This window comes from Bacteroides faecichinchillae JCM 17102 (assembly GCF_000614145.1).
GTDB classification, from domain to species: Bacteria; Bacteroidota; Bacteroidia; order Bacteroidales; family Bacteroidaceae; genus Bacteroides; species Bacteroides faecichinchillae.
Window position 1 is genome coordinate 42,412 of record NZ_BAKK01000031.1, and the last position, 13,230, is coordinate 55,641.

Consider the following 13,230-nt stretch of genomic DNA (forward strand, 5'->3'; position numbering starts at 1 on the left):
CCTTGTTTCAAAGCAGAAAACCGTTACAAGTATCCGTGCTGAATCAGATTCATAAACTCCTCACGAGTTTTAGCCTGATTAAATGCACCCGTAAAATCGGAAGTAGTAGTTATAGAATTTTGTTTTTCCACCCCACGCATTTGCATGCACATATGTTTCGCCTCCACTACAACCATTACTCCCAATGGATTAAGTGTTTCCTGAATACACTCCTTGATTTGCAGTGTCATACGTTCCTGCACTTGGAGACGGTGAGAAAAGATATCGACTACCCGAGCAATCTTACTCAGTCCTGTAATATAGCCGTTAGGAATGTACGCCACATGTGCTTTTCCATAAAACGGTAACATATGATGTTCGCAAAGAGAGAAAAAATCAATGTCTTTCACAATCACCATCTGGCTATATTCTTCTTTAAACTTAGCCGAACGGAGCACTTCATGAGGATCCATATGGTAACCTTTTGTCAAACTCAGCATTGCTTTAGCCACACGTTCCGGAGTCTTCAATAAACCTTCCCGTTCTACATCTTCTCCCAAAAGAGTGATGATACTACGATAATGACTTTTCAACTCCTCCAAATTCGGAGAGTCTATTTCTTCTTTTTCTAACATAATCAGATTATAAAGGAATATTAATTTGGTCCTTAACAATAGAGACTTCTTTAAACACACCAGTTGCTTTCATCTTACGCATCATGGCATCCGCTTCTTCAATGCTTCGGAAATCACCCACACGACAAAGCCAGCGAGGAGAATTGAACGAAGTATATACTGTCAGTTCTGGAAAATGATCTTTTATACGTGCACCCACATTACGAGCCTCATTTTTAGCTTCATTAGTATTATTGCCGGCATATGCCTGAATTCTAAATCCAGAAGTTTTTAATACTTTTTGCTCACCCGTTCCAATACGTTCTACACCAATCAACGCTTCTATTGCAGGATCCTGATGAATAGTCACCTTTCCCTGTCCTGGTACGTTACGTTCCAAACTCTTTACGATATTCTGAGCTTGTGCACCAACGCCTGTAAAAACAAACAATAGAATAAATAAAGATAGCTTTTTCATTCAGTGAATTTTTAAATAGACACGAATTTCACAGATCAACTGTTACTTATAAAGTATGGTATCTCCATGCAATCCGCGTCTAGAAGATTTTAATTATGCTTTAAACGCATCAATGATACCTTTGAAGTCAGCAACTTTCAAAGCAGCCCCACCAATCAAACCACCATCTACGTCAGGGTTAGCAAACAATTCTTTTGCATTAGAAGCCTTACAGCTACCACCGTAAAGAATAGAAGTATTGTCCGCAATTTCTTTACCGTATTTATTTGCTACCAATGAACGGATGAAAGCATGGATTTCCTGAGCTTGTTCTGCTGAAGCAGTTTTACCAGTACCAATAGCCCAAACCGGTTCATAAGCTAAAATAATCTTAGAGAAATCTTCAGCAGACAAAGAGAATACAGATGCCAATTGAGCTGCTACTACTTCATTTTGCTTGTTAGCTTCGCGTTCTTCCAAAACTTCACCGATACAGAAAATCGGAGTTAGACCGTTAGCCAGAGCTAATTTCACTTTCTCTTCAAGGATAGCAACAGTTTCACCATAGTAAGCACGACGTTCAGAGTGGCCCAAGATTACATATTTAGCACCTGTAGAAGCTACCATAGCAGCAGAAACTTCGCCAGTGTAAGCACCTGATTCTTTATCAGCACAGTTTTCAGCACCTACGCCAATCTTAGCAGCATCTACCAATGGAGTAACAGAAGCCAGGTGAATAAACGGAGTACAGATAATTACATCACAGTTAGGCTTTTCATTAGCCAATGTTTCATTCAGTTCTTTTGCCAAAGCAATACCTTCTTGAAGGGTTTTGTTCATTTTCCAGTTTCCTGCAACAATGTTCTTTCTCATTTTTGTCTTTTTATTTAAAGGGTTAATAAATTACTATCTATTTATAAATCTTCAAGCAGATAACTTAGAATGAAGATTTCTCTCCGTTATCCTCCCTTGTTTTCTCATTCTTTTCATTTACATTATTTTGTCGTTTCTTAGTAGCTCTGCGTTCCCGGCGACGAACGATTAAGATATCTACTCCTAACACCAACAACAATGGTATTACAAACCATAAAACGACAAATCCAATAGTATGAGTATCACTCTCCACTTTCACTTGTCCCAGTGGTAGATTTTCCAACTTATCAGTCAGCACATACTCATCCGGGATATCTTCATCGCTCCACTTATTCAGGATGGTTCCATTCTTTATTAACATCAATCCCGGATTAGAACGTATCATCGTTTTCAATGTAATATCATCCAACTGGCAAAAAGGATATTCAGCCCCTGTCTTATCCTTCCACAACTCAATTTGTTCTTCCGGTGAAGAAGTCAGGCAATAAAACTTATAACCATGTTCTACAGAATAATCAAAAACTTCATTAATCAGATCGATATTACTATCGTCAGCCTCCTCAATACGATGAGCCACTAACAGGAAGGTATACCCCATATCAGTCAGTACATCATCTGTTATATCATCTCCCGTATTCAGTTCTAACATCGAGAAATCGTGAATAGGAGGTTCGTATCCTTTTTCTTTAAGAACCGTACGGGTATCTATAAATTTCCATGTGCTATCCGGATAGTTCTCTAATGTAAACTCTTTCTTTTCTCCGTTTTTCTCTAAAGTGAATATACTTTCATATACGCTTGGTTTAGATCCATCCGGAATAGTCATGCCTTCCGGGATATTCTTTCCAATCTTATAAGGTCGGAAATCTAAAACTGGCAAACGATCTAGACAATAAAATGATAATGCAAATACAAAAAACAAAGTATATAGAGATACCAACCACTCCATTTTTTGACTTACAAACCGAATGAGCAGCTTTCTTTCTTTAAATACGATGACTGCTGCGATCAACAATATCACATTCTTTCCGAAAGTCTCCCAGTTGGTCAATACCCATGCATCACCAAAACAGCCACAATCTGAAACCGGATTAAAAAGTGCAAGATATAAAGTCAACGGAGTCATGAAAATCATCAGGATCAATGCTAAAGTAGAAGCTACTGATCTTCTGACACCGAAAAACAGGAAAATACCAACAGAGAACTCAATCGCAGATAGAATAATTCCCCCTAACAACGGGAAAAAGGAAGGAAACCAAGAAGCCATCCCGAACGCTGAAAGATAATCTTGTATCTTGTACTGCGAACCTAGCGGGTCTACAGACTTCACAAACCCGGAAAAGATAAATGCTGCTGCCATCAAAAAACGGCAAACATTCGCTCCTATCTGCTGAATGATATGTAAATGCTTATCCTTCAAATTCTATTTTGATCAGTCCGAAAACAGAGTAATTAATCATATCCATGTAATTGGCATCGATACCTTCCGACACTAAAGTGTTTCCTGACAAGCTCTCAATCTGTTTGGTACGATAGATTTTCATCAGGATCAGATCTGTGTAAGAACTAACACGCATACTTCTCCAAGCTTCATCATAATCATGATTCTTGGCAAGCATTAATTCCAAAGCTTCTTTAGCATATTTATCATACAAGGCCAATGCTTCCTCATTGCTTATATCCGCAGATTCAGCATATCCCAATTCTAATTGAATCAATCCTATTAGACCATAATTAACAATAGCAATGAATTCAGAACGAATCCCTTCATCTATCAAGGTTACTCCTTTTATTTCAATGCTACGTATACGGTTGGCTTTAATAAAAATCTGGTCAGTTACCGAAGCTGGACGCAAAATGCGCCATGCAGGCCCATAATCATGCAGCTTCTTGGAAAATAAGTCACGGCACAAAGCGATGACATGTTCAAATTGTTGCTTGGTATCTTTCATTTTCTTCCAAATAGTGTGCAAAGGTAACAATAATTAAGTAAAAACAGAAAGAGGGCACTCTAAATTATATTAAAGTGCCCTCTGCAAAAGATTATATTGTATTACTTTTTACGAACAACGCAAAACTTGATTTAATCTCAAAGTACTCTTAGTAGTAATACGATTCAACTCACAGAGTTTCGTAATAGAGACTCCCGTCAACTTAGAAATACGTGACAAAGAGTCACCCTTCTTCACTTTATAGTAACGAACCGTTCCATCAGCTATTTCCGCATCATGAGAACCAGCACGAGTCGAATTCTTACGTTGAGTTTTACGGAATGTGTAAGTATCAGCTACGATATCTTGTTTTGGGAAATCAAACATATAAACCGGATTGATAGCAATCCCCAAGAAACGAGTTTCAAAATGAAGATGTGAACCTGTAGAACGTCCGGTGTTACCACCCAAACCAATCACTTCACCAGCTTTTACCAATTGGTTTTCTTCTACGAGTTGTTTAGACAAGTGGCCATATACAGTTTCCAAACCATTATCATGACGTATCACTACATATTTACCATATCCTTTACGCTCATATTTTACAATACGTACCTTACCGTCAAAAGCAGCTACAATAGTATCACCGATATTTACCTTCAAGTCCAGACCATTGTGCATTCTTCTCCAACGCGGACCAAAAGGTGAAGTGATCTTCGTACTTGGAGTCGGCATATGGAAACCTGTCAAGTCAATAGTATAAGAATCAGGAATAATAACATCTTTTCCGTATGCATGTACATATTGGTTATTCCAAGTTGGATATAGACTAAGGGCAGGGTATTCAGACTGCTCAATACGAATTTGCTTTTGCAATGCCAAAGAGTCTACTGTTTTTAATTTTTTATCTATTGGTGCCTGACGGGCAATCAGATCTTGCGAAAAGGAGCTCAAACTGACCATAGCCGCTACCGCAACCAATCCTGTTTTAATAATACAATTAAAATTCATTCGTTCTCGTCAATTGTTCAATCAATATTCGTCATTTGCATACAAGTAGTCAAATGTAATCTGCTTATAATCGAATATTTCTTCCGGTTTAAAAAATCTTGTTAATTCAGCAGCTGCAGTCTCCGGGGAATCAGAAGTATGAACGATATTCTCTTGAAAACTCATACTATAATCTCCACGAATGGTTCCTGGTGCTGCCAGGCGTCCATTAGTTGGTCCCGCCAATGTACGGACTGTTTGAATAGCGTCCACACCTTCAAAGCAACAAACAATAACAGGAGCTGTCATCATTGAATCCTTCACCCGTTGGAAGAAGGGTTTACTGCTCAGGTGAGAATAATGTTCACTTAACAAAGCGTCAGTCAATTGCATCATCTTCATTCCAGCCAATCGTAATCCTTTACGTTCAAAGCGATGAGTAATCTCACCAACAATCCCCGTTGAAGGGTACAAGGCTTTAAAATGACCAATGTTTTTTCAAGCATAATATGCAATATTCAGACGGTTAAACAATACATTTTCTAAAAATTCTCCCAAAGATAGCATTTTCCAATGAAACAGCAAGTTTATTATTAACTATTTTTCAGATAGGCAGGACTAAAGAAAGACTAAAAACAAGCTGTAAGTGCCTATGAATAGGAGAAATAAAGAAAAAACATGTTTTGCAACACATTTACGTAAATAAACTGTATGTTTAACCGTTTTCAACTAATCGCAGCCCAATTAACGTTCGACTTCCGAAGTGCCTTCAACTGACGCCATAAGATTTCATTTTCCAGATTCTCTGCCATAGGATCATGCTCCACAATATCTTCAGCTATCGAACGAACATATTGCAACAATTGTCCGTCACGAGCAATATCCGCAATCTTCAAATCAAAAGCGACACCACTCTGTTGCGTACCTTCCAAATCACCGGGACCACGCAACTTCAAATCGGCCTCAGCAATTTCAAATCCATCATTGGTACGTACCATAATCTCAAGCCGCTTTCGGGTATCTTCCGTCAGTTTATAAGTAGTAACCAAAATACAATAAGACTGATCAGCACCACGCCCCACTCTACCCCGCAACTGATGCAATTGTGAGAGACCGAAACGTTCGGCATTTTCTATAATCATCACAGAAGCATTAGGTACATTTACGCCCACTTCTATCACAGTAGTAGCCACCATAATCTGTGCCTGTCCCGAAACAAAAAGCTGCATTTGCTCGTCTTTCTCAGCCGACTTCATTTTACCATGTACTTTGCAAACTTTACATTCGGGAAATTCTTCAAGAATATGTTGATATCCCTCTTCTAGATTCTTCAAATCAATCTTCTCACTTTCCTTTATCAGAGGATAGACGATATATACCTGGCGTCCTTCTTCAATTTGTTTGTGCACTGAACGATATAGACTTTCACGACGATTATCAAACTGATGAATCGTAGCGATTGGCTTTCGTCCTGGTGGGAGTTCATCAATAATAGAAACATCCAAGTCGCCATATAAAGTCATCGCCAACGTACGGGGAATTGGGGTTGCAGTCATCACAAGCACATGAGGTGGCTGAACATTCTTACTCCAAAGACGGGCCCGTTGTGCCACACCAAAGCGATGTTGCTCATCAATCACCACAAATCCCAAAGAAGAGAAGTTTACCGTATCCTCAATAACAGCATGTGTACCTATTAATATATGCACATCTCCTGTTAATAGACCGACCAGAATAGCTTCCCTTTTTTTCCCTTTGATGGAACCTGTCAAAAGTTCCACACGAATGTCCATGCCAAAGAGTAACTCTTTGATGGTTTCGTAATGTTGATTTGCTAAAATCTCAGTAGGAGCCATCATGCAAGCTTGAAAACCATTGTCCAACGCCAACAACATACTCATCAACGCAACCAAAGTCTTTCCACTACCTACGTCTCCTTGTAGAAGACGGTTCATCTGCTTTCCACTTCCGACATCGTTTCTTATTTCTTTCAGCACTCTCTTCTGAGCACCCGTCAGTTGGAAAGGGAGATTCTGTGTATAAAAGGTATTAAATATATCGCCCACCTTTTCGAAGACATATCCCCGATAACGCCTTTGCCTGTCTTTGGCATACCGGAGAATATTTAATTGCACATAAAACAGCTCTTCAAATTTAAGACGATATTGTGCTCTGCGCAACACATCAGGATTTGCGGGAAAATGAATATTTCGAAGAGCTTCCGTCAAAGACATCAAATGATGCTCGGCCAGCAGTTTAGGAGAAAGTGTTTCCGGCAGAGGTTCCTGTATTTGTTGAATAACCACTGTCATCATCTTCTCAATAGCATGAGAATTGAGAAAACAACGCTTCATCTTCTCCGTTGTATTATAATAAGGTTGCAGTCCCACGGAAGAAAGTTTTAACTCATCCGTTTTATCGATATCAGGATGTGCCACATTGATCCGTCCATTAAAAACAGTTGGCTTGCCAAATATGATATATTCTTCGTGAAGCTTGTATTTTTCCAATATATATTTAATTCCCTGAAACCACACCAAGTCCACTACGCCTGTACCATCAAAGAAATGAGCTGTCAAACGACGTTGCCGTCCTTCACCTGCTGTTTCGAAGCCGAGAATTTTCCCTTTCAATTGGATATACGGCATATTACCATCTATTTCGTGAATGTAATAGATGCGGCTCCGGTCTACATATTTATAGGGGAAATAATAAATCAAATCATGCAAAGAGTAGATTCCTAACTCCTTATTTAATACAGTTGCCTTTTGAGGACCTACACCGGAGATATATTTTATGTCACGTGTAACTAAATCGAACATTTACAAGAGAACACTCCCTATTTTCAAATCGAAAGGAGTAGTTATTTTTATATTTTCACGATTACCGGGTGCAAGATAAACAGAAACACCCATAGCTTCTACTACAGAAGCATCATCGGTAAAAAACGGAGTATATTCCTGCGCATAAGCCTGTTTAAGAAGTTCCACATCAAAAACCTGAGGAGTTTGTACAAGTTTATAGTCATTACGACTGACTGTCTCACTTCCTGCATCAGTCAAATGCCGCAAAGTCTCGACAACATCAATCACCGGAATTACAGCTTTGTATTGCTTTGCCAGAATATAACAATTACGAATCACTTCAACTGCCACGAATGGACGAACTCCATCATGTACGCCGACCAATCCGGGACCTTTTACTTGTGCTAATCCGTTTTTCACTGAATGGAAACGAGTTTCACCACCATCGGCAACAACATGCTCCACAGTAAAACAATACTTTTCACAGAGTTGCTTCCAAAACTCCTGTTGTGCAAGTGGAAGTACCAGGATAATCTGAAGATTCGCATCAAATTTCCGAAAGACTTCCAAAGTACGCATCAATACAGGTTTGTTGCCGATGGGAAGAAATTGTTTAGGTAAATCACTTCCCATCCGCAACCCCTTGCCACCGGCAACAATAATCACATATCGATTCATAAGCAGTTCAGCGTTTAACGCACATTGCCTCTACCAATTCGTCAACTTTTTCTTTACCGACCAACAATTCAACAATAGTCAAAGCAAATTCCATTGCAGCTCCCGGCCCCATACCTGTGATAATATTTCCATCACGAACAACTGGTTGATTAACACACTCGGCTCCATCCAAGTATTGTTCGAAGCTTGGATAACAAGTAACTTTCTTACCTTTCAACAAGCCCAACTTTCCTAATACCATCGGAGCGGCACAAATTGCAGCGATTGGTTTATTCTTGGCTGCAAAGTCCAAGATCAATCTGCGTAATCCTTCATGTTTATCAAGAGTAGCTGCCCCCGGCATTCCACCCGGCAACAACAACAAATCGGCATCAAAGAAGTCACAATTATCAAAGTTAATGTCACAAAGCAAAGATACATCATGTGCACCTACTACAATTTCATCCGGAGTAACAGATACGATTTCTACGTTCAACCCGGCACGTCTCAGTGTATCAACGGCAGTAAAGGCTTCTATTTCTTCAAAACCATCTGCAAAAAAAGCATATACAGTTCCCATAATCTTAATATTTTGATCAGTGATACTATTTCAAATTAAAATAATAAGTAATCGTTCCACTCTGGTTGTTTACTCCATCTACCGAATTGAAACGAGCCTTTTTTGCGGCATCCTCCGCTGATTTACGCAAAACGGCATTCACCGTATTTGTTTGAGGGTTTATACTGGTAGCAATAACCAAACCTGCAGGATTCACCGTAATATTTACAACCACACGTCCCTCTTCCTGTACATTATAGACAGGCTTCGGTAAACCACCTTCACCTAAAGAACGTCCACCGAGGTTAAATGTTCCGTAACCGGCAACTCCAGTCTTCGCTCCTGTAGAAGAATTTCCGTCCTTACTACCTTCCACTCCGGTTCCGGATTCAGAAGTTCCTTTATTTCCTCCCATCTGAGCACCTTTACCAAAAGCATTTGCAACTTTTTTCTTTGCAGCTTCTTCGGCTGCTTTCCGCTCACGTTCTGCCTTTTCTTCTGCCAAACGTTTCGCTTCTGCCGCTTTCTCTGCTTCCGTCTTCTCCGGTTTCTTTACTGGTTCCTTTGGTTTAGTCACTTCTTTTGGTTTCACGGTTTCTTTCTTTGGTTCCGTCTTTGGTTTAATAGCCACTGTTTCTTCTTCCGTTTGTGTCAGCAATTCCTGTTCAGAAGGAACTTCCGGCGGAGTCGGTTCGGGCTCGGCAACAGCCGGTTCTTCCGGCAATATATCCACATCCACCAATGAAGGATCCTCAAAGCCTCGTGCAGTATCTACATTTCCCATCATGACAGGTATTCCACCAGCATCTTCATCCGGCTGGGGAACCGTAAAGCTCACCAGAATCAAAAGAGCAATCACTGCCACGTGCACCAACAGTGCACCCAACGCTCCGATATATTCACCCTTTTTTCTTCTGTCCATCATTCTTATTTATTTTCCGGTGGGCGGGTAGCCAGCACCATTTTAAAATGATTCTCATTCGCAATATTCAGTATCTTCACCACTTCGCGATAAGGTACTGTTTCATCCGCATACAATGCAACATACATTTCAGGTTCCTTCTCCGAACATGATTTCAGGAACGGAGTCAGTTCGTCCAAAGTTAGTGTTTTCTCCTTTTCATTACCGAAAGCAGCGTAGAACTTAAGGTCTTTATCAATGATCACTCTCGTCAGCGGTTTGGCCGAGGTTTGTTGTTTTCCTTGAGGTAACAACACCTTTATTGCATTGGGCGATACCACTGTAGAAGTAATCATAAAGAAGATCAATAACAGGAAAATGACGTCCGTCATGGATGCCATACTAAAATTGGGCGATATTTTATTTCTTCTCTTTAATCCCATAGTTATTTCGTTGGCTCATTCAACAAGTCCATAAACTCCATTGTACGAGATTCCATCTTGTTTACGACGCGGTCTACCAACATCACCAGATAGTTATAAGCAAACATGGCAATGATACCTACAATCAAACCACCGACTGTGGTAATCATAGCTTCGTAGATACCACCGGAGAGCAGTGTAATGTCAATGTTGCCGCTTCCTGCATTGGCCATCTCGTAGAAAGCACGCACCATACCGGTCACCGTACCCAAGAATCCGAGCATCGGAGCACCACCGGAAATGGTTGCCATTACAGTCAGTCCTTTTTCAAGCTTGGCAACTTCGATATTACCAACATTTTCAATAGCAGCCTGTACGTCATTAATCGGACGGCCCAAACGGCTAATACCCTTTTCAATCATACGAGCCGAGGGGGTATTCATGGTACGGCAATAATTAATAGCCGCTTTTATCTCACCACTATGAATATAATCTTTGATACGGTCCATAAACATCGGATCTTCTTTTCCAGCCTTACGAATCATGTAATTACGTTCGAACAGAATATAGAAGCATACCACCGAAAGTACTCCCAGTACAATCATAATCCAGCCACCCTTGATAGCCATATCAAGCATGTTCATTTCCGGAGCACTGACCGGAGTTAACACAGGATTGGCTGTCGCAAGCGAATCAGCCATACTCATAGCCCCTTGGGCCAATAACATCAATCCATTCATTAGCGTAGACAGTTTTTATATTCCTGAATGGTACGCTCCAATCCCAGATACAACGCATCACTAATTAATGCATGTCCGATGGAAACTTCATCCAACCAAGAAATGTTTTTATAGAAATAATTTAAGTTCACAAGACTCAAGTCGTGTCCGGCATTCAAGCCTAATCCCAACTTACGGGCAGTTTTTGCCGCTTCTATAAAAGGAGCGATAGCCGCTTCAGGATCTTTAGGGTAATCCGTAGCATAAGGTTCAGTATAGAGTTCTACACGGTCTGCTCCTGCTTTTGCAGCATATTCCACCATTTCCGGATCGGCAGCAACAAACACAGAAGTACGGATACCGGCACTATTGAATTGGTCGAGCACTTCCCTCAAGAATTCCAGATTCACTTTCGTATCCCACCCGGAGTTGGATGTGATTTGAGAAGGAGAATCGGGAACCAAAGTAACCTGATGCGGTTTTACCTTCAATACCAGATCTATAAACTCAGGGCTCGGATAACCTTCGATATTAAATTCTGTCCGTAACAATGGACGCAAATCATATACATCTGCCTGGCGAATGTGACGTTCGTCAGGACGGGGATGAACGGTAATACCGTCGGCACCAAAAGTTTCACAATCAAGAGCTACCTTTACCACATTGGGGACATCCCCTCCACGCGCATTTCTCAATGTAGCAATCTTGTTTATGTTCACACTTAATTTAGTCATAGTTTTATGCAATATTTGCCGCAAAAATACAAATATTATTATTAGTTGCCTAATAATACGAAACGCATTCTTAGTTCTTTTTTGGTTATTTAAAGTAGAATTCCAAGAAAAAATGCCAAATTTGCAATCGAAACTAATGATATAACTTATGAAATTTGCCATTTTCGGAAATACTTTTCAGGCTAAGAAGTCTTCTCATGCCGCTAATCTGTTCCAACTCCTGCAAAAGCATGGAACAGAGATCTATGTGTGCAGAGAATTTTATCAATTTCTGACTTCAGACCTAAAAATGCAGATCCATGCTGACCGTTTGTTTGATGGCAATGATTTTACGGCTGATATGGTAATCAGTATCGGTGGCGACGGTACTTTCCTGAAAGCGGCTAGTCGTGTAGGCAGAAAGGGAATCCCTATCCTTGGAATTAATACGGGACGTTTAGGATTTCTAGCCGATATCTCACCGGAGGAAATGGAAGAGACATTCGAAGAAATTTTCTCCGGAAGATATAGTGTGGAAGAAAGGGGGGTATTACAGCTTATTTGTAATGACAAACGCTTGCAGAATTATCCATACGCACTTAATGAGATTGCTGTTCTGAAACGGGATAGTTCTTCGATGATCAGTATTCGTACAGCTATCAACGGAGCTTATTTGAATACGTATCAAGCCGATGGTCTGGTAATAACGACTCCTACCGGTTCTACTGCATATTCTCTCAGTGTAGGCGGTCCTATTATTGTTCCCCATTGCAATGCGATTGCTATTACTCCTGTAGCGCCTCACAGCCTCAACATCCGTCCTATTGTCATTCGTGACGATTGGGAAATAACTCTTGATGTAGAGAGTCGTAGTCATAATTTTCTCGTAGCTATTGACGGGCGAAGTGAGAGTTGCAAGGAGACGACTCAACTCAAAATCCGTAAAGCTGACTACAGTATTAAAGTAATAAAACGCTTCAACCACATATTTTTTGATACACTTCGCAGTAAAATGATGTGGGGAGCGGATGGAAGGAGCAACAGCTAAGGCTCTGAAAACCTTTGTTAGAACAATTTATTCCTTTTCACATTTTAAATAAGAAATCCCACTATAGAAATAATTCATTTTTCTCTATCACCTATCACCGGAAGATCTATAACCGCTTATTCATCGTACTTTGAGACATGGTGATAGGTTAAAACAATCTATCACCGCATCTATCACCTATCACCCATTAACACTTACTACTTCTATTCCAAAGTATTAATAGATAAATTCCTCTTTATTAGGAGTAAACTTCTTTTCCTTTAATAGCAAAGTTTCTCTCTATTTGATTCAATCTATAAACGGAACTTGCATTTATATAAACGCAAGTTTCATTTATATAATCAAAACTTGCAATTATAGATTTATATTAGGCGCAAACAAGTTTTGTATTAGATTAGAGCAAGTTTTGTATTAAGAGACAGGAACTTATCTATTAATACTCTAGGAAGAAAGAAGTAATAGTTATAAGAACCACTTTGTAACTATAGTCCGAAAAGCATTAATCAAACTATATAATTACAGAAAAGCCTTATATTGTTTATGAGCAATATAAGGCTTTTCTT

The 13,230-nt window shown here is 39.8% G+C and carries 14 protein-coding genes and 1 pseudogene; 1 reads left to right on the plus strand and 14 read right to left on the minus strand.

Going from position 1 to position 13,230, the window contains the following annotated elements:
• Positions 1 to 23: 23 nt before the first annotated feature.
• From folE to JCM17102_RS14820, 14 genes and pseudogenes are all read right to left on the minus strand, one after another.
• Positions 24 to 614 (minus strand): GTP cyclohydrolase I FolE, encoded by a 591-nt coding sequence (gene folE, locus JCM17102_RS14755; protein ID WP_025075712.1) that lies wholly within the window; start codon positions 612 to 614, stop codon positions 24 to 26.
• A 7-nt stretch (positions 615 to 621) separates the two neighbouring features.
• On the minus strand, positions 622 to 1,071 hold the full coding sequence (locus JCM17102_RS14760) for an SPOR domain-containing protein (RefSeq protein WP_025075713.1): 450 nt from the start codon (positions 1,069 to 1,071) through the stop codon (positions 622 to 624).
• A 93-nt stretch (positions 1,072 to 1,164) separates the two neighbouring features.
• Positions 1,165 to 1,923: a triose-phosphate isomerase gene (gene tpiA / locus JCM17102_RS14765; protein WP_025075714.1), complete on the minus strand. Its 759-nt coding sequence runs from the start codon at positions 1,921 to 1,923 to the stop codon at positions 1,165 to 1,167.
• Positions 1,924 to 1,987: 64 nt separating this feature from the next.
• Positions 1,988 to 3,343 carry a BT_3928 family protein gene (locus tag JCM17102_RS14770; protein ID WP_025075715.1) on the minus strand — a complete coding sequence of 452 codons (1,356 nt, stop codon included), beginning with the start codon at positions 3,341 to 3,343 and terminating at the stop codon, positions 1,988 to 1,990.
• Complete coding sequence (locus JCM17102_RS14775) at positions 3,333 to 3,875, minus strand: DUF1599 domain-containing protein (protein ID WP_025075716.1); 543 nt, start codon at positions 3,873 to 3,875, stop codon at positions 3,333 to 3,335. Before JCM17102_RS14775 ends, JCM17102_RS14770 begins: the two co-directional genes overlap by 11 nt.
• Before the next feature lie 108 nt (positions 3,876 to 3,983).
• The gene (locus tag JCM17102_RS14780) at positions 3,984 to 4,865 is read right to left on the minus strand and encodes a peptidoglycan DD-metalloendopeptidase family protein (protein WP_025075717.1); all 882 of its coding nucleotides are present in this window, start codon (positions 4,863 to 4,865) and stop codon (positions 3,984 to 3,986) included.
• A gap of 21 nt (positions 4,866 to 4,886) precedes the next feature.
• Positions 4,887 to 5,350: pseudogene (ndk, locus tag JCM17102_RS27830) on the minus strand (nucleoside-diphosphate kinase).
• 219 nt (positions 5,351 to 5,569) lie between these two features.
• Entirely contained in the window at positions 5,570 to 7,666 is a 2,097-nt protein-coding gene (gene recG / locus JCM17102_RS14790; protein ID WP_025075718.1) for an ATP-dependent DNA helicase RecG, read from the minus strand.
• Entirely contained in the window at positions 7,667 to 8,326 is a 660-nt protein-coding gene (locus JCM17102_RS14795; RefSeq protein WP_025075719.1) for a 2-C-methyl-D-erythritol 4-phosphate cytidylyltransferase, read from the minus strand. It abuts the gene before it with no gap.
• A gap of 7 nt (positions 8,327 to 8,333) precedes the next feature.
• Positions 8,334 to 8,885: a DJ-1 family glyoxalase III gene (locus tag JCM17102_RS14800; RefSeq protein ID WP_025075720.1), complete on the minus strand. Its 552-nt coding sequence runs from the start codon at positions 8,883 to 8,885 to the stop codon at positions 8,334 to 8,336.
• 25 nt (positions 8,886 to 8,910) lie between these two features.
• A complete protein-coding gene (locus JCM17102_RS14805) occupies positions 8,911 to 9,786 on the minus strand; it encodes an energy transducer TonB family protein (RefSeq protein ID WP_025075721.1) in 876 nt (291 codons plus the stop codon).
• Positions 9,787 to 9,791: 5 nt separating this feature from the next.
• A complete protein-coding gene (locus JCM17102_RS14810) occupies positions 9,792 to 10,208 on the minus strand; it encodes an ExbD/TolR family protein (protein WP_025075722.1) in 417 nt (138 codons plus the stop codon).
• A gap of 2 nt (positions 10,209 to 10,210) precedes the next feature.
• Positions 10,211 to 10,927 (minus strand): MotA/TolQ/ExbB proton channel family protein, encoded by a 717-nt coding sequence (locus JCM17102_RS14815; RefSeq protein WP_025075723.1) that lies wholly within the window; start codon positions 10,925 to 10,927, stop codon positions 10,211 to 10,213.
• Complete coding sequence (locus JCM17102_RS14820) at positions 10,927 to 11,640, minus strand: pyridoxine 5'-phosphate synthase (RefSeq protein ID WP_025075724.1); 714 nt, start codon at positions 11,638 to 11,640, stop codon at positions 10,927 to 10,929. Before JCM17102_RS14820 ends, JCM17102_RS14815 begins: the two co-directional genes overlap by 1 nt.
• A 148-nt stretch (positions 11,641 to 11,788) precedes the next feature.
• Between JCM17102_RS14820 and JCM17102_RS14825 the strand changes: the two genes are divergently transcribed.
• Positions 11,789 to 12,667 (plus strand): NAD kinase, encoded by an 879-nt coding sequence (locus JCM17102_RS14825; RefSeq protein WP_025075725.1) that lies wholly within the window; start codon positions 11,789 to 11,791, stop codon positions 12,665 to 12,667.
• Positions 12,668 to 13,230: the final 563 nt, after the last annotated feature.